Here is a 21,059-nt window from a genome sequence, read left to right as displayed (position 1 = left end):
TATTTATTGATTGCTTCATTGGGTGATTATCGGTATACAGATATTCAGTCTTCTTTTGGAGAGGTACTCCGCATATAGACTCTTCTGTCCACATGTAGTTGGCTACATATGCTTAGCCAGTCGTGCTGATATGAGAGATTCAAACTAGTGCGGTACTTGGGATTGGAAGTCATTCCGGCTAGACTGATCAGCATGGTAAAAGACAATGTCGCCATCCTTCAGCGGCCAGGTTCTACCTTGACTGTCTGTTGGCTTTTTGTTGAAACCTTCCATCTGCCATTGATTCATCAGTGGTGCATGAATGTATTGCAGATGGGGCGCCTCTGTATTTCCATTCCGCAGGCTCTCCATGTTGAAGTTGACTACGATATAACCATTCTTTAGAAAAACATTCGATTTCTCATCCAGCTGATTTTGTCGGGCGAGGGGTTCGAGATCCGTCCCTTTTGGTACAGCATATACATCGGCTGGCAAGCTGTACTCCCCGTACCAACGCTGTATTGCTGCATTGGCCCGGTCCACGTTGACCCCGGAAGGAATGTCCGTTTTGGGTCCAATGAGTGTCCGAATTGGAGCAGACAGGATCATCCAGTCATAACGACCTACCCATGTTTTTTGATGAGATGTCTGATCGACTAGGCGAACCATATATTCTGCCAACGTACGCTGATTACGTTCTTCAGCTGACAGTTCATAAGTGTACTGGTAACGCGCTGTATCGCCTAACTCTGTGCCGGGCACATTTCGAAGACGTGAGTTCAGGACAACAAAGCGTTTCTCCAGATCCTGCACCGATCCGATACGGATCAGGCGTTCCTGACCGCGATGGTAGTACAGATCCACTTCTTGATGGGAGGACCCGTCTTTACTCACAAAAGCAAAAGTGGGTGTAATTCGAATACCATCCTGTTTGCCAAACATATTGCCCTTGGTCTTCAGATCAAACTTGAAATGGTACCCTGTCTTCACAGTTGCGTTAGCAAATCCCTGTACCGGGTGGCTTCCCGGTCGAATGGGCAATACAAATGGAGCCAGGTTACCTCGCGGATCACCATCAATGCTATTCATCCCGGTCCAGTAGCTATAGCCCGTTGGTTCGGGACTACCCAACCGCTTGCGAAATACACTTTCCCAGTTGTAATCAGAGATATCAGTGACGTGAAAATCATATAACCTTCCGATAACATCTACCGGCACGGTGTCTGCTGCAACATGATGTGCCAGATTGGTATTGGCATCCTGTTGCTCGGTAAAGTTTGCAGGTGCATTCTCTGCAATATTGCGGAATACAATATGGTATTTGCCTTCGTCTACCCATACAGGGAGATAGAATGTGGTGTCCAGTTGATTGACCGGAATATCCACCCATGTCTTGGCAGGGATAAACTGACTCCGGTCAGCGTTATAGACATCAAACGGGAATTGCACCTGTTTGATCCGAAAATATTTGGCATAGTCCCGATTTCCATAACCGGGATAACTCGCTGCGTCCAAGTGCTGTCCCGATGTGGGAATTCGCACAATGAACGGACGTTCCAGAATGAGTGCAGCGCTGGTTGGGTCCGGTACGGTTTTCTGATTATGCGGCTGATCATCCGATACCCAGGCGTAGTTGACGACAGGGGTGTGTACCGTGACCGTGTTGATGCCGTTAATCGGTAATATTTTATTGGTGCCGCCATTCACGTTACCCGGTAGCAAATCATAATAGATCTCACCAGAGCTTGTGGTGTTTGCTTTATTAAGCAGGGAATTGCTGATCATATTACCCGGTTTGTACAGCACATCACGCCCAATCGTTGTTGGATTAGGAATATTGGATGGCGTTGGTCCATCTTTGGTTGCTTCCACATCATTCATAATGGTTGTGCTATTGAATTTTACTAGATCATTATTCACTTTACTTTGAGGTGTGTTGGACTCAGCCATCCCTTTTAACCGTGATGTATCAACTGGCACACTGGGAGGTTGGTTCAAACCACCTGTTAATTTGGGTGGAGTATATGAGATTGAAGTGGTTTGCCCTGGTCGTACATGGCTTTCTACGGATTCATCATTTTTAGACTCTAGTGTTGGTGGTGTGTATCCTGTTGGATTCATCGTAACGGTCTCACCGGGCAAAGCGTAATTATTCATGGTTGCTTTAGCGATCTTGTATACTTCCAGATTGTTAATTTTCCAGTAGGAGTAGTCTCTTGTGATCTGGAAGTTGTATGGCTTGGGTACCGTGTCGTTCGCGGGTACAGGTGGCCCTGGTGTACAACCATCATCATCACATTCCTCTGGTCCAGGTACTGTCCACTCTCTGTCGTACGAGATTGTGACATTACAGTTGTATGTAACTTTACCGCTCATTTTCGCCCAAGCTTGTTTAAACAGATAATTGTCAGCAAAGGCATTTGTGTAGAGTGACTCGGAAGTAGGGATTCCTCTTAACACATTGAATGTCTCATTATCTCTGTTATCTGACTTAATAACACCGTTGGCATTTGGATCGAGATCATTCATGCTCATGATGGTTCCAGCAGAAGGTGGTCCAATCGTTGGCGTGCAACCACCACCACCGCCCCCGTTACCGTCGCCCTCGCCAGTACCTGGGTTCTCTTCAACACCAATGTTTGTAGTGGTAGTTAACTGAAATCCATCTTTCTTCCACAGTACGGTGATGGTTGTTGTTCCTCTGCTGACGGCTTGGACTACTCCGGAGTTACTAACGGTAGCGACACCAGGATTGGATGATTCCCATGTAGTTGTACCACCGCTTCCAGTGTTTACATTGGTCTCTGCTCCAAAATTTCCATCTCCATTTTTCGTTTTGACCGTTGCATTCAATTGTTTGGACTGGTTCAAGCTAAGTTGCCCGCCAGCGGTAAGATTGATCTCTTTTGTTATTTCAACAAGACCTTTCCAGTAAAGATCTGTATTGAAGATGTAATCTGCTGACCATTTAGGTGGGTTATATTCTCTAGCGGCTGTTGCATTGATAACGCCGCCTATTTTCATGGTGAACATTGTTCTTCTACCATTGAAGGAGTCAACAGAAACAAGTTTAGGCATATTTAAATCTGCATTGTAATATTGGTTGTCATCCATATAATGAGGTGTTAGGGATACCTCGGTTAATTCTGATCGTGGATAAGGGTCGCTGTTCTTATCCATATATACTGCAGGTTTGTACAATTCTTTATCAAGATCAAGATCAACACAAACTGTCGAAGAAACCGGACGATTTGTTGATGGATCGTTAGCTAGCAAAATATTATCATTAGGCCCACTACATCCGCCATCAACGCTCCACCTTAAATCATCAATTTGATAAATATAAATACCAATATTGGTCATTTTTTGTCCTTCAACAGGTATAACTTTTAGTTGAGATTTAGCTGGTGTTTCAGGTACCATATATTGCGGTTTTATTGCAGGTTTAGTACCAGGTCCGCCACCGGCGTGCACAAATGAATAAGGTGTTAATACAGCGCAGATGGTTAGAAAGGCTATCAGTAATTTACTGATAGCTGGCTTCAACCTCAAATCTTTTATTTTATTTTGTATCGATGACACTAAAGATTGCCCCCTCTTTGGTTTCTAAGGTCACAGCCCTCGTCACAGATTGATTAAAATGTAACATTCCTTGTGCCCAATATATAGGGTTTTTAACCCCAAATACTCCTCTGTTCAAGGTATAATCTCCTGTTTTTGGAGCTTCATATGACAAAAATGATTTTGACTGAGGGGAAGCTAAAGGATTAAAGGTAGCTGAATTAAGGAGACTTCCGGCTTGTGGTTGGTTCATGGAGGCCGATTTAATATTTAAATCAAACTCAACGAAAGAAAAATATCTATCGTTTTGGAGCTTTACTCCTTCATCTACAAAAACGGGATAATAAATGCTACGGTTATTGCTAGCGACATTAGTATCTACAATAATCCAATTCAAAATTTTAAGATCTGCATAATTTGTATCGGTAACAATCTCTTTGTTTCTAACTTTTGAAAAGTCATCGTTCACAACATCATCGTATTTCTGATTGCCTGATAGAATAATTTTTCTTTCAGGTGTTTGTTTGAAAGACTTTGCAACAATATTCAAATTCGTCCCCGTCAAGCCCACCGCCCGCAGCTCATTCAGACCCTGAAAATCGGCAGGTTTTGTCTTGGCAACTGCTGCATAACGGGCGATCAATACGGCTACTTCCGCTCGTGTTGTAGTACGATCAACGCCAAATGTTTTATCGTTTGCCACACTCATAAGTCCTGTTCCCAGGGCAACGGCTACTGCATTTTTTTGAGCGCTGGCGAGTTTACCTGTGAAATATTCCTTTGCAGGCACAACGGTGTTGGTCACATCAGAGAGTGCTTGTTTGTACTCAGGATCAACCACGGTTAGCCCTTGCGTCAGCCACGTAGCCATTTCTCCTCGTTGAAGAGCGCCTTGTGCATCCAATTTTCCCTTGTAATTAGAAGGGTTGATAAAACCTTTTGCTATAGCAGTAGAGACACCGCTTTTTGCCCACTCGGGTATGTCCGTAAAATTGTTTTGTTCTTGTGTTGATGCATTAGGCTGGTCGGATAAACGTCCCAGGATACTTGCCATTTCAGCTTTGGTGACAGGTGAACTTGGTTTAAATGTCCCGTCGGCATACCCCTTGAAATAACCTTGTTCCACGGCCGAATTAATTGCTGAAGATGCCCAGTGTGTAGAAGGAACGTCCTTGAATGTAATTGTAGCTTGTGCGGCTTCTACAGAACTCCCAACGCCTCCGAAACCTACGATACCCCCTGTTAATAAAGCTAATGCCGTTACGCCGGAAATCATCATTTTTTTCATGAATTTTACTCCTCTCAATTGTGAACTTCTCTCCTTGATATGTACTTTTCAGGCTACTAGATACTAAATTTGTAATAATAATCAATATTCTACCATGTATAACTAGGCTGTTGGTATGATTTATCAATATATTTCCTCCTCTCCACATAACTCTTACTAATTCTCCAGACCTATATCTCCTTGAAAAACACAAAAAAAGGCCACGAATCCGCAGATTCATAGCCTTATGCTTTAAGGTCTCCAACATATGTAGTTCCATCAATAGTCAATTCAATAATCAATACATCAAGGATACTCGATTTCCAAACATTTGAAAAGCCCATATTATTCTTGCTCAAAATAGAGTCATGCTATCGGTGTTCCATTAGGTAATGGACTATCCGGTGTGAGCAAGACAACATCGCCTTCACCAGGCACGCCGCCTAGCACAAGTACTTCAGAGACAAAACCGGCAATCCGCCGGGGTGGAAAATTAACTACAGCAACAACCTGTTTGCCAATGATCATGTCAGGCGTGTATCGCTGGGTGATCTGAGCACTGGAACGTTTCAGGCCAAGTGGTCCGAAGTCGATCGTCATTTTAATAGCGGGTATGCGAGCCTTGGGGAAGGGTTCGGCTTCCACCACGGTACCAACCCGGATGTCATGCTGCATGAACTCTTCAAAAGTAGCCATAGCGGGATCTCCTTTCAATTATGGGAACTATTATAAATGAAAAATCAACAAAAAATCCAGATTACGCTGTATCGTAACCTGGATTTCTGTTGTGTTGCTTTGCAGCAAATTAAGCGCCGTTCCAATTTTCCCCGGTGAGATATTTCTCAGTGAGGATGGATAACATCTGAATACCTACTTCATTATGTCCGCCTTCTGGAATAATGATATCAGCATACTTTTTGGATGGCTCGATAAAAGCATCATGCATTGGTTTTACCGTTTCGAGATATTGTTTGTACACGGATTGGATCGTGCGTCCGCGTTCTTCAATGTCCCGCAGTACTCTCCGCAGAATCCGCACATCGGAATCAGTATCAACAAATACTTTGATGTCCATCAGACTGCGAAGATGTTCATCAATCAGCACATGTAATCCTTCTACAATGACAATATGGTTCGGTGCCAGTTCAACCGTCTCATTGGCAGCACGGTTATCTATGGTGAAGTCATATACGGGAGCATACGCCGCTTGGCCTTTTTTCAACAAGGTGAGATGCTCAATCAACAGATCATTATCGAATGCAAACGGGTGATCGTAATTGGTGAGTCGGCGTTGCTCAGGTGTGAGCTGCGACTGGTCTTTGTAATAATTGTCTTGGGAGATAAACGTAACTTTAGCTGATCCCAGACGGTCTATGACGGAGCGAGCTACCGTCGTTTTACCGGAGCCGGTTCCTCCGGCGATACCAATAATGAGCATGGTTGTTCCATAAGCCTCCCTAAAATGGCAGCATGATGAATGGATAAAAGCGCATCAGAAATCCTTCGTTCATGGCCTTTATCCACATGTCTGTCTCTAATACACAATTCCTTCATTGTACCATAGCACTCGACTTTTTTCATCTTGGTGTATGGACCATGTTTTGCCTTCAAGGGGCGTTATGCATGCTCATATTCATTTTACTGCATATTTTTGGATGATACTCCCTGTGGTGACTCCCATAGTGCCATTAGTCGCTGGCCGATGGAACTTTTGGTGAACAGATTCAGGATGATAAAACCAAGTACACTTCCTGTTGTATTGGCTATTATATCGTTCAGATCGGTGCTGCGACCGTTGCCCAAGGTTATCCGGAGCAGGAGCTGTGTAATTTCAATGAGGAAACTTAGGGCTAATCCTGCTGATGCTGCTGTACGCATCGAATGAATCCAAGGCTTTATGAAAGGAAGCATGAACCCCAGTGGCATAAACAGCACAATGTTTAGGAGAAAGCTTGGTGCATCCGCTGTCAGGAGCGGAATCCATTGAATGCTTTGATACCATGGCGTTTGATTGGCATAGATTCCGATGTTCACGTTGATAGGGAAAAATACAAAATGCATAACGCCCAACATATATATGGCAAATGCGAGCATCGACACATACTGTCTGACCGTGTACCTGGTTTTACTCACCCTGGCATGGAGCATCAGGGCGAGCAGGACCAGAACGAATAACGGACCAAGTACGATGAGAGATGAGATTGAATATTGGATGGACATGGAATGGCTCCTTCACAAGGAAATGAGATCAGGCTATTGAAGCTGAATCTTCATTTCCATTCCCTTGATGAATTGATTATCTTTAACCTCTTCAGCGAAATCATCCTTGATCTCAAAAGGTTTCACTATCAGGTATTTCACATCTTTGGAAGTCGTAGCATACATGCGCTCGGATGTTATTTGGTTTCCCTCATAGATGCCCTCGCCGCTAAGTGAGGTTAGTTGCCGCCCTTGATCATCATAGACGGCAAATCCGATGTGACTCAGCTGTACCTGCTCTTTTGCCGTAAGAGCATTCTTATCATTCAAACTGATAACAGTAGTTATGCGAGTGGTGACAGGGGTAACCTCAGCTTCCGTAACAGCGGCCGTATACAGATCGTTGGTCATGGCTGTGTTAGGCAGAACCCGATGAATGTTATCTGTTGATTTGGTAAATGGAACCGTCAGCTCGAACTCATGATCAATACCCTGCAATGTCAATTGAACTTTGGCGTCAAACTGATCCGGCCAATGTGCTGTTCCCTGATCGGAGGAAATGACCTGCTCAAAGAGCAGTGTATCTGGCTGCGTTTCTCCTACCGAACTATAGAACAGTCCGCTATTCGGACGGGTCCCGTCCACTTTTAAAAAGACATTCTCAATTCCGCTGCTCAGTTTCACGATTTCCTTGCCATTGTCATATTCGCCTTGATTCAGATTAGGCGCAGTGAAATGAACCAGAAACGCAGCACGTGTACCATCATATACCGCTTCAAGCACTTCGAGCTTCACATCCTGGTAAGCAACCTTGCTGTTAACAGGGGTAGTCAAGCCTTCGTTGCCCGCCGTTCGCAGACCCATATCAGCTTCTATCGAGCTGAAGAGGCTGCCCACGAGTGGAATATTGCGCAAGGAGGCAGCCATGGCCGGTGATACAAAGCCGGATGCAAATACGGTAACGCCCAACACTCCGGCTGCGATCGTCGCAGCTGCAGCCTTGTGCCATCGCTTGTTCCGGCGACTGGAGCGCAAAGTCTGTTCCGTTTTCAATGTGTTTGGTGACGTCGGCAGAGATTCCAGTGTGGCATCAATCCGGTTACGAACGAGTTCAGACATCAGAGGACGCTCCTTCGCTTTGTTCTTTAATTCCTGATCGATATTAAACGGGTTTGACATGTAAGTTTACCTCCCGAAAATTTTTGAATTTCTGATATAACTCCTGCCTTGCCCGAGTAAGTCTCATTTTCACTGCACTTTCGGAAATATTCAGGGCATCGGCGACTTGACGGAGGGACAGGTCTTCAAAATAATGCAAAACGACAACAATTCGTTTCGATTCCTCCAGATGGTCTACCGCTTCTCGCATATCGACCTCATCGTAGGGACTGGAATGCTCCCGCTTTTCTGAAGGTACTTCCGCATAAGCGGTGGAGAGAGAGCGGCGGGACAGCATCGTGTTACATTCATTGATGAGGATGCGAAACAGCCAGGTTTTGAAATACCGGGGTTTCCGGAGTGTATGCACCGATTTGTATGCGTTCAGGATTGTCTCCTGAATGGCATCGGCCACGTCCTCCTCTTTTCGCAGCATGGATTTTGCCGTATTGTACAAAGAGTTTTCAATGTCTCGAATAAGCCGGATAAAGGCTTCACGATCTCCTTGGATGGCCTGGTTAACGAGATCGGTTGAACCCATGGATAACAGCTCCTTTCGTATTGGAGGGATGAAGCCAGCACTTGGCTGGTTTTTATATGAATTAGACTGGCGAGTAGGGCATATGGTCACATTTACTTTTTATAGTTTTAAAAAAGGGCGTTGTTATATATGACGTATCGGGTCTCTGCGTTCCCTTCAATGATAAGAGAGGTTGATTTTTCCCTAAGATTGGATGATTGACTTTTTTTAAAACAGCACTATAATAAACTTATATTCATAACACGGACTGTTACTGGGGAAACCAGGCATGACCGAATTCGATTGCTTTACTGTAATCGCTTTCGGTCTTTTTTTATTTTTGTTGGGGGGTGAGAACATTGAAGGTTATCAAGAAGGTAAACAATAACGTAGCCATCGCTATTAATGAACATAACGAAGAGGTTTTTGTCGTAGGCAAGGGTGTAGGATTTCTGAAAACGCCCTATGAGCTGACGGAGACGGACTTGGTGGAGAAAATATTTGTGGCACCAAAGAACATCCGTATGTATGATCTGCTGAACAGTATTCCGATTGAGGATATTTATCTCGCGGAGGAAGTCATCAAGCTGGGCAGTCAGATCCTGAATAAAACATTTAACCCGAATCTGCTTCTCACCCTGTCCGACCATATCAGTTTTGCATTAACCCGAACCAGAGAAGGCATCCGTATCAAAAACCCGCTGGAATGGGAAGTGCGGACACTCTATCCGGACGAGACCCGGGTGGGGGAGGCTGCGCTGAAGCTGATTCAGGAAAAAATGGATATCGCTCTGCCAGCAGCCGAAACAACATTGATTGCTCTGCATTTTGTTAATGCACAGGTTGGATCGGGAGAGATGACGGATACCACCAAGGTGACTACAGTTACGGGCGAGATCCTGTCCGTGATCAAATATGCGCTCAAAATTGACTTTCAGGAGGATTCCATCCATTTCATGCGCTTTGCCACACATATCCGGTATTTCATTCTGAGGCAGATGAGCGGTAAGTCGCTCAAGGATGAGAATGAATCGCTTTTCCTGATGGTGAAGGAGAAGTTTCCGAAAGAACTGGCTTGTGTGGAGAAGATTGCTGACTTCCTGAAAAATAATTATGGCTGGACCTGTTCCGATGATGAAAAATTATATTTGATCTTGCATATTCAACGATTGATTTCGAATGAACCAACGGAATGAACCTAATGAAGGAACTAACCGAATAATCCATATTGGACTGTTACTGATTCGATCAGGCATGACCAAGCGTAGGGAATGACGATTCCCCGGCTTGGTCATTTTTTATATATCCAATTTATTCATGTAGAGGAGAAGGGTCATGAACAATAAAGACTTGGCTAAAAACGTACTTGATCTCGTTGGCGGCGAGCAAAATATATCGGGTCTGACACACTGTGCAACCCGTTTGAGATTCGTTTTGAAGGATGATAACAAAGCAGACCTCAAGGCGCTGGATCAGCTCGAAGGCGTGCTCAAGGCACAAAATTCCGGTGGACAGGTTCAGGTTGTTATCGGTGCTAAAGTAGACGCGGTATACAGTGAAGTGAAGAATCTAACTTCTGACAAGATTGGCGAGCTTACAGAGTCTACAGACAGTGGGCCGAAAAAGAGACGTAACCCCATCAACGTAGTGCTTGAAACTATCGCAGGTATATTCACGCCTGTTCTGCCAGCACTTGTTGGTTGCGGGATGATCAAATGTTTGGCTACCGTTATAACTGCCATGGGTTACCTGGAAGGCTCCGGTTTCCTGACGATCATTAACATGATTGGGGACTGCATTTTCTACTTCATGCCGTTCTTCCTGGCTGTCAGTGCAGCAAACCGTTTCAAAACCAATCCCTATTTGGCGGTAGCTCTTGCTGCGGGACTAATGCATCCAACCATTTTGAACGCTGCGGCTCAGATTGCTGAGACGGGTGTAAACAGTATTGATTTTCTCGGCATGCCGATTCTGTTGATGAAATATTCCTCTTCCGTCATTCCAATCATTTTGGCGGTATGGATTATGAGTTATGTGTATCCAATCGTCAATCGAGTGATTCCCAAGTTTTTGCAGGTCCTGCTTACCCCAATGATTGTTTTGTTCATTATGATTCCAGTGGAACTGATTGTGCTTGGTCCAGTAGGTTCATATATCGGTGATTGGTTGACCAATGGCATTAACTCATTGTTCTCCACTGCAGGTGTTCTTGCTGGTGCGATTCTTGGATTTTTCAAACCGATCATGGTCATGTTTGGTATGCACTATGCGATCATGCCGATTCAGGTTCAACAAGTGGCTACATTAGGTGCAACCGTGCTGTTACCAACGGCACTCGCAGCAAATTTGGCTCAGGCTGGAGCAGCCTTCGGTGTGTTTGTACTGACGAAGAGTAAAACGATGAAATCAGCAGCTGCTTCGAGTGGATTCACCGCGTTGTTCGGGATTACCGAGCCGGCGATCTATGGTGTAACGCTGAAATACAAACGTCCGTTTTTCGCAGGTTGTCTGGCAGGAGGATTAGTTGGTGGATTCTACAGCTTGGTGCATACAACAGCGAATGCAATTTCACTTCCAGGTGTATTGGCAATTGGCACGTATTCATCGGATCGTTACATGTATGTCGTTATTGGTTGTGTTGCCGCAGTTGTACTCGGGTTTGTGTTCACGCTGTTGGCGGGCATCAAGGAAGATACAGATGGAAATAAATCGAAGCAGCAAGCTACGAATAAAGCAAATAGCAATCAGGTAGCAGTTGCCACAGAGGTAACTCCAGCGTCCGTATCATCACAGACATCCACTTCTTCTGACATGCTTATCGTTAGTCCAATGACAGGGGAGATCAAACCGATCTCTGAAGTGGAGGATCAAGCGTTTGCCCAAGAATTGATGGGTAAAGGCATTGCAATCGTTCCGACAGATGGCAAGGTATATGCTCCATTTGACGGGGTAGTCGAAGCACTTTATCGCACCAAACACGCCATCGGATTGAAAGCTGCGAATGGTGTCGAGATCCTGATTCATATCGGAGTGGATACCGTCAGTCTGAAAGGGAAATATTTTAACGCCCATATCGAACAGGGACAGACAATCAAGGCAGGGGATTTATTGGTTGATTTTGATCCGAAGGGTATTACGTCAGCAGGTTATAACACCATTACATCGATTGTGGTAACCAACATGCAACAGTACGGAGATGTGCTGACTACAGCGACCAGCGGCCCGATTGGGGAGAGCGAACCTTTGATCAAGCTGATTCCGTAAGAACTGCTCATCTTTTCATTAAGCTACAAGTTACAAGCTAGATGGTCTTAATAAGACTTAATAACACGTAATAACAGGAGGAACTAAAATGACGAATTCCAATTTTCCAAAAGATTTTTTATGGGGCGGTGCACTGTCTGCCTGTCAGGCCGAGGGAGCTTATAATGTGGACGGCAAGAGTCTGACCATCCCTGAAGTTATGAAATTTAACGAGAAGAACGACCGCAAAGTGACCAAGCAGATCAGAGTGAATTGGGAGATGATTGAAGAGGCCAGGAATGACCAGGATACCGTGAAATATCCGAAGCGCCGGGGAATTGATTTTTATCATTCTTTCCGTGAGGATATCGCCTTGTTTGCTGAGATGGGCTTCAAAGTATTCCGTTATTCGATTTCATGGGCCAGAGTATTTCCGGGTGGCGACAATGCCGCTCCGAACGAAAAGGCACTAGAGTTCTATGATCAGGTTATTGATGAATGTCTTAAACACGGTATGGAGCCCTTGATCACGATCAGTCACTTTGATACACCAATTGTACTGATGGACAAGTTCGGAGGATGGTATAACCGCAAATTGATCGATCTGTATGTGAACTATTGTGATGTGCTGTTCAATCGCTACAAGGGCAAAGTGAAATATTGGGTGACATTCAACGAGATCAACATGAGCGTGAAAGCATCGGCCAAAACGCTGGGAATCATTGATTATGATGCTCCAAATTATGAGGAAATGCTGTTCCAGGGGTTGCATCATCAATTTGTAGCTGCGTCCAGAGCAACCAAGATGGCCCATGAGATTGATCCAAACAATCAGATCGGAAGCATGGTGGCATATTTTACAACGTATCCTTACACTTGCAAGCCGGAGGACGCACTCCAGATGCAACAGGATGATCAGATGAAAAATCAGTTCTATCTGGATGTGCTTAATAAAGGCGAATACCCTTACTATAGTAAAACGTATTTCAAAAACAAGGAGATCCAGCTGAATATCGAGGACGGCGATCTGGATAGCATTCGCGCGCACACGGCTGATTTCGTGGGGATGTCGTATTACAACTCGATGATTTCCAGTAGTGATACCGAACAACTCGAACTAACGGCAGGCAATGTACACAGTGTATATAAAAACCCGCATCTGCCCGCTAACGAGTGGGGTTGGCAGATTGATCCCATTGGCCTGCGGTATACGCTGAATCTCGTCTATGATAGGTATCAAAAACCGGTCTTTATTCTGGAGAATAGCTCAGGCTTCTACGATAAATTAAATGAAGACGGAACGATCAACGATCCTTACCGGATTGATTTTCTGAGCAAACATATCGAACAGATGGGACTCGCCATTGCCGATGGGGTCGAAGTGTTGGGATACACGATGTGGGGGCCCATCGACATGATCAGTTCAGGGACTTCCGAGATGAGCAAACGGTACGGATTTATCTATGTGGATCAGGACGACTATGGCAATGGTACGCTGAAAAGATATCGTAAGGATTCCTTCTTCTGGTATCAGAATGTGATCCGTACCAACGGAGCAGAACTGTAACGCACCATGAACATTCTGGGTCGTATCAAAAAAATACCCGGCGGCTTGCTGATTGTTCCCATGCTGGTCGCCGCGGTCATCAACACGGTGTTTCCATCGTTTTTTCAGATCGGAGATCCAACAACAGCGCTGTTCACATCGAAAGGTACCATGGTGCTGATCGGTATGATTTTACTGATATCAGGAACACAGCTTAACTTGTCACAGCTTCTGGTGACTTTGAAGAGAGCAGGGGTGCTCTGTATTTCACGCATCCTCATCAGCTGCCTGTTCGGATGGGCGTTTGTACACTTTTTTGGCATAAGTGGGGTCGGGGGAGTTTCTGCGGTAGCCTTCATTGCCGTTCTGACCAGTTGTAATCCAGGATTATATCTGGCCTTGATGAACACGTATGGAGATGATGTGGATCGTGCTGCGTTTGGCATTCTGAATCTGATCGCCGTACCGGTTATTCCGGTCATGATATTGAATTCGGCAAGCGGCGTCGGTATCGATTATCTCAGTGTATTTGCTACACTAGTACCTTTCTTGATCGGGATACTGCTTGGTAACCTGGATAGCAACATACAGAAGATGTTTGCTCCGGGAACACTGATTCTACTACCTTTTCTAGGTACCAGCTTCGGGTCCAATATTGATCTGCGTATTGCATTTCAGTCCAGTCTGTCCGGTTTGTTGGTCACGGTGTTATTTTTGCTGATCTGCATGCTACCGCTCATTGGAATCGATCGCACGATACTAAGACGGCCCGGTTACGCAGCGGCTGCGACATGTTCGGTTGCTGGATTGTCCATGGTGGTGCCTTCGATGGCTGCCGGGTTCAATCCGGCGTATGCGCCATATGTGGACACAGCTATCGCTCAGATTGCGTTTGCCGTGATCCTGACGTCGGTGACCGTGCCTTATATCGTGAAACGTCTGGCTGGAGGAACAACAACGGAAGCTTCTGCTTCGACAAATCACTAGAAAAAAACAGCATGTGTTCTGTCAGATTATGACGGATCACGTGCTGTTTTGCTTTGTACATCTATATGATCTCCTGGGGGAGGAGAGGGATCGATCGGTTTATTTTACAGACCCAGCAGTTGTTTAACACTTTCAGCTACAGCTTTGCTAGATTGCGGATTCTGTCCTGTGACCACGCGGCCATCTGTTGTGACATAGGAACCGAAGGCAGCAGCTTTATCATATTGTGCAGCGCGTTCTCTCAAAGCATCTTCCAGCAGGAAAGGAACATACTCGGTTTGTTGAGCCAATGTTTCTTCTTCATTCGTGAAGCCGGAAACGGTTTTGTCGTTGATCAAAAGCAGGCCGTTGGACAGCTTCACATTCAACAGGGCTGTAACTCCGTGGCACACGCCGGATACAACGCCACCCTTTTCATAGATTTCACGAGAAAGCTCTTGAAGTTCAGCATTATCCGGGAAATCCCACATCGTACCGTGACCGCCTGTGAAGTAGATTGCATCGTAGTCACTTGCATTCACTTCGCTAGGTTTCAACGTATTTTTCAATTGGTTCATGAACATTTCGTTCTCGAAATAGGCTTTGGTGCTCTCATCCAGAGAGTCGCCCAGACTTTTCGGATCAAGAGGTACGTTCCCGCCTTTAGGGCTAACCAGATCGATCTGAACATTGTCATTATGGTCAAACTCTTCAATAAAATGAGTTGCTTCGCTCAGCCACAAGCCAGTAGGCTCGTCCTTTGTTGCGTACTTATCTACATTTGTTAGAACAACCAGTATCTTTTTCATATTAAAACCTCCCGTAAAATATATAACATAAATTTATAATAAATATCACAAAATTAAATTGTGTAAAATATATTATTAAATATAACATAACCATTTTCTAAAGTAAAATCATGAACGTATCGTCGATCTCCAATGTGACTTTCAAGCGTAGGAGTAAAGAACAATCTAGTCGTAGTAAATATGCCTGTAAGAATACACTTTTACTTATTATGCCCAGCTTAATTTACTCAAATTGTAAGCGGAGGTAGGCGTGTGTAAGGGGAAACGAAATTAATTCAAATTTGAAGTTAATTTGATTGTACAACTAGTTCTTTTGATTTAGAATGGCGGAAGATGCCAACAAAAAACTGGTACAAATTACATATATACTTGGAGGAACATTCATGAAACGTTCAGGCAAATTTTTCGCTTCAACAGTGGTTGCTGCTGTTGCTGCAGTATCCATCGTCTCTTCAGCTTCAGCGAGCACAGTTTCAGTCTCCGATATCTCTGGCGTAACACCTATCAACATTAGCAGTATGGATATCGAAACGGCTTTGATGATGGTCCAGAGCGAACGCGCCAAATTGCTGGATGCGCAATTGCAAACGCAAATCCAGGAAGTACAGAACCGTAATCAACAGATCGCGGAGTTGAACTCTCAATTGCAGGTAGCCCAGCAAAACGGGGATGAAGCAGCTGTTCAAAAGCTGAAAGGTCAAATTGATGCTGCAAGCAACTCGCAACAGATGGACATGCTTCGTCTGCAGTCCATGTCCAACAAGCGCAATGAAGCGTTTGATGTCATGACAAACTTTGTCAAAAAAATGCAGGATTCAAGATCATCCATCATCGGTAACATGCGTTAAGAACGGATGATTAACTGCTGCAACAATACAAAAAGAGCGAAGTCGGAATTCAAATTCCGAAACTTCGCTCTTTTTGTATTTCTCTTTTTTTATGATATATCTCATCTAATCCAAGTTAGCCCGACCAGTCACGACGCCGAGTGAACAGATCCTGCAACTCATCCGTGGACAATTCGGTAATCCAGTTCTCAGAGCTTGTGATGATGTTATCGCTGAGCTGCTGTTTGCTCTCCAACATCTCGTCGATCCGCTCCTCCAATGTGCCAAGAGAGATGAACTTATGCACCTGAACATCTTTGGTCTGACCCATCCGATAAGCCCGGTCGGTGGCTTGATTCTCAACAGCAGGGTTCCACCAGCGGTCAAAATGGAAGACATGATTGGCTGCGGTCAGATTCAACCCCACACCGCCTGCCTTGATGGACAGAATGAAGACGGACGGTTGCTTGTCCTCAGGCAATGTACGGGATTGGAATTCCTCAATCATACGATCCCTTGCCGTCTTGGACGTGCCCCCGTGCAGATACAGCACAGGCTCCTGCAACTCCTGACGCAGTACCTGTTGCAGCATCTGTCCCATACCGATATATTGGGTGAAAATCAGGCATCGCTCGCCCTCGTCCCGTAATTCGCGGACAAGTTCCATCAGTCGTTCCAGCTTCGCGGAGCGACTAATCAGCATCGCCATATCTTGCGGACTGTACATGTCATAAGCAGATGTCAGTGCACCGTCTTCGGGAAGTTCCTCCGGCAAAGCCTCTTTGGTCAACAGCAGAGGGTGGTCACACAGCTGCTTGAGCTGGGTTAACGCCGATAGAATTGCACCTTTACGCTTGATGCCTTCCAGTTCTTTCATTTTATCCATCAGGGCCTGTACGGACTGGTCATACAATGCACTTTGTTCGCCCGTAAGGTGAATATAGGTTTTCATCTCGTTTTTGTCCGGCAGATCAAGCTGGATATTGGGATCTTTTTTCTTACGGCGTAGCATGAATGGTTTCACCAATTGCTGCAGATCCTGCATCCGTTGCTCGTCCTTGTCTTTCTCTATGGCACTGATGAAGCGAGTCTGGAATGCCCGGGCGTTGCCCAGATATCCTGGATTGATAAAGTCATAGATCGACCACAGCTCGGACAACCGATTCTCGATCGGCGTACCTGTCATGGCAATGCGGTGTTTCGCCGGGAAACTGCGAACAGCCAGGGACTGTTTGGTCTGGGCGTTTTTGATATTCTGCGCTTCATCGAGACAGATGCATGACCACGTATAGGTTTGTAACATCTCCTGATCCAGTGTAGCCGTAGCAAAGGACGTGATAATAATATCCACCTGCTCGGTCTGATCCCGGAATTCTTCTCCACTTAATCGGCGTGCGCCATAATGCAGACTGACATTAATGGAGGGTGCGAAGCGGCTAATTTCCTTTTGCCAGTTGCCCAGTACGGAGGTTGGGCAGATCAGAAGAACCGGGGCTTGTCCCGGCTTACGTGGTTCATGATCCTTGATGTGTAACAGATACGTGATGAACTGAATGGTTTTCCCGAGACCCATATCATCGGCAAGACATGCCCCAAGGCCAAATCTGCGCAGGAAACCAAGCCATGCAAAACCTTCCTTCTGATACGATCGCAGCTCGGCATGAAGCCCTGTCGGAATGGGCAGGGAAGGTGCGCCGCCTTGTCCGCCCCCGAGTTGTGCAATAACCCGGTTCAGGTGCTCATTCAGTTCTACTTCCAGCCGAATGTTCTGATCATCCTGTGGTGGCTGCTCTTCCTCGGTTTGTTGTCCTTCCTTCCATTTCTGGTTGCGATATTCCCGTTGCTCATTGTGCAGCAGATGCAGGTGCAGAATATCCTGGAATGAGAGTCCCTGTTCCCGATCTACACCGCCCATGGCACGACGTATCTGTTCCAGCAGGTCGGGGTCGAGAGGAACCCATTCTCCACGGAAGCGAACCAGTCGTTCATTACGGGCAACAAGGTCGGCGAATTCATCTTCGCTGAGATCCGTGTCACCAATCGCAATTCGCCAGTCAAAATGAATAATCGAGTCCAGTCCAAAGAACGACTGTCCCCGTTCACTGCCTTCCTCCGGCTGTACCTTAGCACGCAGCTTTGGTTTCTTCTTACGGGCTGCTTCCCACCAACCAGGCAGCAGAACTTGCCAGCCCGCTGCGAGTAACCGCCCGCTATCCTGCGTCAGGAACTGCCAGGCTTCCTGATCTCCCAAAGGATCACTCAGCACATCCCGCCTACCACTAATGGAGCTTCCAAGACGCGGCAGATGTGCACGCAGCTGATCCAGCCATCCGGCCGAGCGATCCAGAATGAACGGTGTCCATACCTCTGGCCATTCACCTTCAAGTCTGCCCCGTGAATCCAGCATGACGGGCACCAATACAGCGGCATCCAGCTTGTTCTGCAACACCAATCGCAGCCGCCAAGATGGCTCATCCTCGTCCGGCTCCTGCAATTGCAGCATGGGTCTGAATGGTGCGGCATCTGCTTTCCAGCCAATGGATACGAGCCAGGACTGAGCATCCATCCCGGCTGTCTTGGGTAGAGTGCCACGCTCTGGGAACAACTGCGGGAATTCACGCCGCAGATCCGTTGCAGCTTCTTCCGAACTGTACCAGCGCTGGAATACAAAGGCGGAATAGGCCGCCCCAAGTCCTTCGGCATAACTCTCGTCCGTTTGCTGAATCGCTTTGGTAAGCGATGCCCGATCCTGCTTTTTCAAGCTATCCGGGTCCCAGGTCCACTGAAGCTGTCCTGCACGGTATGCCTCGAAGCTAGGTACGTATTTTCGTTTCTCTATGGAGGATGCCAGTGCTGGAGCTAGTCGAATCAGATGTTCCGCTTGCTCGTCCCACTTCCATTCAATATGAAGCAGCGTATGCATCTCGGCAAAAAAGGGAATCACTTCTTCCGCAGGCAGAACAACCAGCTCAATCTCCTCAATCTGCCGAACTTCCAGTTCGGTCCCGTAGAAGGAAGGCGCATGCCAAGCGAACAATCGCTGCTTAAGCGACTGTCCCGGTACAAAGTGGTGTGTGTTGAGTGCTCCGTAAAACAAAGCATCGCCATATCCGGTTAAAGCGACGTGAACCTCAATCGTTTCAGTGTAAGGATGAATTAAGCTCATGAGATCAGTTTACCTTTCCGAAGCTCTTCCTGCAGGGCGCGCAGCCGACTGTTACGAACGGCGAGTGTGGTGATGAATTGCTCCCAGTGCGCTTCTTGCTTCATTTTTTTATAGATTTTGGACAGACGTTTCAACAGCTTCACCGCTGCTTTGTATCCGTCCCTGTTTTTGTGTCCGATATAACGCTCCACTGCCTGATGATAGAAGGGAAGCAGCAGCTCAGGTGCATCTTTTTCGATTGGTTGCAGCATCGCTACGCGGAATTCGAGAGGTTCCGTTCCCGTACTCAGCTGAAAATCAATCCATCTGCGCCACTGTCCACGCGAATGCATAGCATCCTCGTAGGCGGGGCGGGAGTGGGGAAGCATACTGACAAGCGTGTCCCACATACGGTTCTCTGCATCGGGCAGATGTTGAATGGCCGTATCCCATAGATGCATGTAATCATTCAAAGGTGTATTACGCCGATTCACCAGAAGGGGGCCAAGTTGTACCAACCAATCCCCAAGTCGCTTCCATTCAGCCGAATCTGCGAGTACATGGAGAAAATGCAACAGTTGTTCTGGCGGGAAGCCGTAGGCCGAGCTTCCATGGATGAGTCGCTGCCATGCCTGATCATCTTGCCCCAGATGGAAGTGCATCCAGCTCTGCGCGAGTATGAGTGGTAAAGGCAGTGTTACGGCTTTGCCTGGTCTATCACTACTACTTCCATTATTTTGAGCGCTACCCAAGACACTCCCACCTGACTGGGAAGGTGACGAAGCGGCGGTTATATTGCGTTCTATATCATCTAAGATGGCCTGTTCCGACACTAACATGTCCCGCGACCCTTGCAGCTCAGGTACGATCCAGTTCAACCATAGTTGTCGATAGATCGGAGTGAAAAACATCATGCTGGCTGTCTCAGGCATCATCTGTTTGCGTAAATAAGCCGAGGTTTCAGACAGTCTGTTCCAAAGTTGTTCAAGCTTGTTTCCCTTTAGACCTGACAGGTCTAGCGGATGGTTAAAGATCCGTTCAATGTCTTTCTGAAGTGCATCCACCGCGAGCTGGGCAGGGTAGCTCAAGTACACGGGGGTATGAGTGATTGAATTACGAGCCGGCGGCACGCAGAATCGGATGAGGTGCAGCTGCACATGTAGTTCAAAAAGTTGGTCCATTGCAGCGGACAGCCTTGGTTTAATGGCATATAGCTCGTCCGTTGCTTCCTGTACGTAGGATGTGCTTGCTGTGCCAGTACCCAGCCGTCTCAGACAGGAGTGGAATAGTTCGTGCCATTCCGAGATTTCGAGATCAGCAAGCTCTGTTGCACGTTCCTTGATCTGGCTGTATTGGTTGTCCGGAATGTCCATATCCTGTTGTTCATCGGCATCTGCATAGCTGGATATTCCTGCGGACATGGCCCCGACGGGTTTGGTCGTTTGTTTGAGTGCAGTACTGGAGTGCGCATTCACAATCGCATGCACAGGTCGCTCCAGTTGTTCGGCATAACTCATCAATACAGCCGTCATATGTTTGCATACGGAACTCACCGGGCAGGTACAATGACTTGTAGTCAGGGATTGCATGCTCAATGTTACTTTGTACTCTTCCGATCCTTGTACAACGGCCGAGATCCCTTGTTGTTCGGAATAGGTTAATGGTCCGACACGTTTCTGTTTATAATATTGGAATCCGCGCATGATCGTCAGGTTATTAAAATGCTCTGCAACCTGCCTGATCAACTGTTGCCACTGCGCATCATCCATCCTCATGTTATTCGGTATGTTCATCATTCCATCTCCTGGGGTAAACATAGGTTCAGTAATCACCACGTCT

At 46.3% G+C, this 21,059-nt stretch carries 15 protein-coding genes; 5 read left to right on the top strand and 10 right to left on the bottom strand.

What is annotated here, in order from left to right:
* Positions 1 to 144: 144 nt before the first annotated feature.
* From MKY28_RS24835 to MKY28_RS24805, 7 genes are all read right to left on the bottom strand, one after another.
* Positions 145 to 3,159, bottom strand: a complete 3,015-nt coding sequence (locus tag MKY28_RS24835; protein ID WP_340937304.1) for a DUF5704 domain-containing protein — start codon at positions 3,157 to 3,159, stop codon at positions 145 to 147.
* Positions 3,160 to 3,541: 382 nt separating this feature from the next.
* Positions 3,542 to 4,828, bottom strand: coding sequence for an S-layer homology domain-containing protein (locus MKY28_RS24830; protein WP_340937302.1), 1,287 nt, complete (start codon positions 4,826 to 4,828; stop codon positions 3,542 to 3,544).
* 345 nt (positions 4,829 to 5,173) lie between these two features.
* On the bottom strand, positions 5,174 to 5,503 hold the full coding sequence (csaA, locus tag MKY28_RS24825; RefSeq protein ID WP_062837691.1) for a chaperone CsaA: 330 nt from the start codon (positions 5,501 to 5,503) through the stop codon (positions 5,174 to 5,176).
* A 109-nt stretch (positions 5,504 to 5,612) separates the two neighbouring features.
* On the bottom strand, positions 5,613 to 6,245 hold the full coding sequence (udk, locus tag MKY28_RS24820; RefSeq protein WP_036616377.1) for a uridine kinase: 633 nt from the start codon (positions 6,243 to 6,245) through the stop codon (positions 5,613 to 5,615).
* Positions 6,246 to 6,445: 200 nt separating this feature from the next.
* Complete coding sequence (locus MKY28_RS24815; RefSeq protein WP_340937301.1) at positions 6,446 to 7,027, bottom strand: VanZ family protein; 582 nt, start codon at positions 7,025 to 7,027, stop codon at positions 6,446 to 6,448.
* Between the two features lie 33 nt (positions 7,028 to 7,060).
* On the bottom strand, positions 7,061 to 8,185 hold the full coding sequence (locus MKY28_RS24810; RefSeq protein ID WP_340937300.1) for a DUF4179 domain-containing protein: 1,125 nt from the start codon (positions 8,183 to 8,185) through the stop codon (positions 7,061 to 7,063).
* Positions 8,169 to 8,705 carry a sigma-70 family RNA polymerase sigma factor gene (locus MKY28_RS24805; RefSeq protein WP_340937299.1) on the bottom strand — a complete coding sequence of 179 codons (537 nt, stop codon included), beginning with the start codon at positions 8,703 to 8,705 and terminating at the stop codon, positions 8,169 to 8,171. Before MKY28_RS24805 ends, MKY28_RS24810 begins: the two co-directional genes overlap by 17 nt.
* Before the next feature lie 338 nt (positions 8,706 to 9,043).
* On the opposite strand from MKY28_RS24805, the gene MKY28_RS24800 reads away from it, so the two are divergent.
* The 4 genes from MKY28_RS24800 to MKY28_RS24785 all read left to right on the top strand — a co-directional run bounded on the left by MKY28_RS24800 (position 9,044) and on the right by MKY28_RS24785 (position 14,460).
* Complete coding sequence (locus MKY28_RS24800) at positions 9,044 to 9,880, top strand: PRD domain-containing protein (RefSeq protein ID WP_282319700.1); 837 nt, start codon at positions 9,044 to 9,046, stop codon at positions 9,878 to 9,880.
* A gap of 139 nt (positions 9,881 to 10,019) precedes the next feature.
* Positions 10,020 to 11,948 carry a beta-glucoside-specific PTS transporter subunit IIABC gene (locus tag MKY28_RS24795; RefSeq protein ID WP_340937298.1) on the top strand — a complete coding sequence of 643 codons (1,929 nt, stop codon included), beginning with the start codon at positions 10,020 to 10,022 and terminating at the stop codon, positions 11,946 to 11,948.
* Positions 11,949 to 12,036: 88 nt separating this feature from the next.
* Complete coding sequence (locus MKY28_RS24790; RefSeq protein ID WP_340937297.1) at positions 12,037 to 13,494, top strand: glycoside hydrolase family 1 protein; 1,458 nt, start codon at positions 12,037 to 12,039, stop codon at positions 13,492 to 13,494.
* A gap of 6 nt (positions 13,495 to 13,500) precedes the next feature.
* The gene (locus MKY28_RS24785; protein ID WP_340937296.1) at positions 13,501 to 14,460 is read left to right on the top strand and encodes a 2-keto-3-deoxygluconate permease; all 960 of its coding nucleotides are present in this window, start codon (positions 13,501 to 13,503) and stop codon (positions 14,458 to 14,460) included.
* 104 nt (positions 14,461 to 14,564) lie between these two features.
* Here the strand turns inward: MKY28_RS24785 and MKY28_RS24780 are convergent, their stop codons facing one another.
* Entirely contained in the window at positions 14,565 to 15,248 is a 684-nt protein-coding gene (locus MKY28_RS24780; protein ID WP_340937295.1) for a type 1 glutamine amidotransferase domain-containing protein, read from the bottom strand.
* 383 nt (positions 15,249 to 15,631) lie between these two features.
* Between MKY28_RS24780 and MKY28_RS24775 the strand changes: the two genes are divergently transcribed.
* Positions 15,632 to 16,096: a hypothetical protein gene (locus MKY28_RS24775; RefSeq protein ID WP_340937294.1), complete on the top strand. Its 465-nt coding sequence runs from the start codon at positions 15,632 to 15,634 to the stop codon at positions 16,094 to 16,096.
* 115 nt (positions 16,097 to 16,211) lie between these two features.
* Here MKY28_RS24775 and MKY28_RS24770 read toward each other — a convergent pair whose 3' ends face one another.
* Together MKY28_RS24770 and MKY28_RS24765 are read right to left on the bottom strand one after the other, a co-directional pair.
* On the bottom strand, positions 16,212 to 19,232 hold the full coding sequence (locus MKY28_RS24770; RefSeq protein WP_340938036.1) for a DEAD/DEAH box helicase: 3,021 nt from the start codon (positions 19,230 to 19,232) through the stop codon (positions 16,212 to 16,214).
* 5 nt (positions 19,233 to 19,237) lie between these two features.
* The gene (locus tag MKY28_RS24765; RefSeq protein WP_340937293.1) at positions 19,238 to 21,013 is read right to left on the bottom strand and encodes an SWIM zinc finger family protein; all 1,776 of its coding nucleotides are present in this window, start codon (positions 21,011 to 21,013) and stop codon (positions 19,238 to 19,240) included.
* Positions 21,014 to 21,059: the final 46 nt, after the last annotated feature.

The organism is Paenibacillus sp. FSL R5-0473 (assembly GCF_038004565.1).
GTDB lineage: Bacteria > Bacillota > Bacilli > Paenibacillales > Paenibacillaceae > Paenibacillus > Paenibacillus amylolyticus.
Note: the sequence above shows the minus strand (reverse complement) of the source record. Positions and strands in the feature narration are given on the sequence as shown.

Coding starts and splice junctions, on each gene's coding strand:
- MKY28_RS24785 (WP_340937296.1), top strand. CDS start 13,501: ATGAACATTCTGGGTCGTATCAAAAAAATACCCGGCGGCTTGCTGATT.
- MKY28_RS24790 (WP_340937297.1), top strand. CDS start 12,037: ATGACGAATTCCAATTTTCCAAAAGATTTTTTATGGGGCGGTGCACTG.
- MKY28_RS24775 (WP_340937294.1), top strand. CDS start 15,632: ATGAAACGTTCAGGCAAATTTTTCGCTTCAACAGTGGTTGCTGCTGTT.
- MKY28_RS24805 (WP_340937299.1), bottom strand. CDS start 8,705: ATGGGTTCAACCGATCTCGTTAACCAGGCCATCCAAGGAGATCGTGAA.
- MKY28_RS24815 (WP_340937301.1), bottom strand. CDS start 7,027: ATGTCCATCCAATATTCAATCTCATCTCTCATCGTACTTGGTCCGTTA.
- MKY28_RS24810 (WP_340937300.1), bottom strand. CDS start 8,185: ATGTCAAACCCGTTTAATATCGATCAGGAATTAAAGAACAAAGCGAAG.
- MKY28_RS24830 (WP_340937302.1), bottom strand. CDS start 4,828: ATGAAAAAAATGATGATTTCCGGCGTAACGGCATTAGCTTTATTAACA.
- MKY28_RS24780 (WP_340937295.1), bottom strand. CDS start 15,248: ATGAAAAAGATACTGGTTGTTCTAACAAATGTAGATAAGTACGCAACA.
- MKY28_RS24835 (WP_340937304.1), bottom strand. CDS start 3,159: ATGGATAAGAACAGCGACCCTTATCCACGATCAGAATTAACCGAGGTA.
- udk (WP_036616377.1), bottom strand. CDS start 6,245: ATGCTCATTATTGGTATCGCCGGAGGAACCGGCTCCGGTAAAACGACG.
- MKY28_RS24765 (WP_340937293.1), bottom strand. CDS start 21,013: ATGAACATACCGAATAACATGAGGATGGATGATGCGCAGTGGCAACAG.
- MKY28_RS24795 (WP_340937298.1), top strand. CDS start 10,020: ATGAACAATAAAGACTTGGCTAAAAACGTACTTGATCTCGTTGGCGGC.
- csaA (WP_062837691.1), bottom strand. CDS start 5,503: ATGGCTACTTTTGAAGAGTTCATGCAGCATGACATCCGGGTTGGTACC.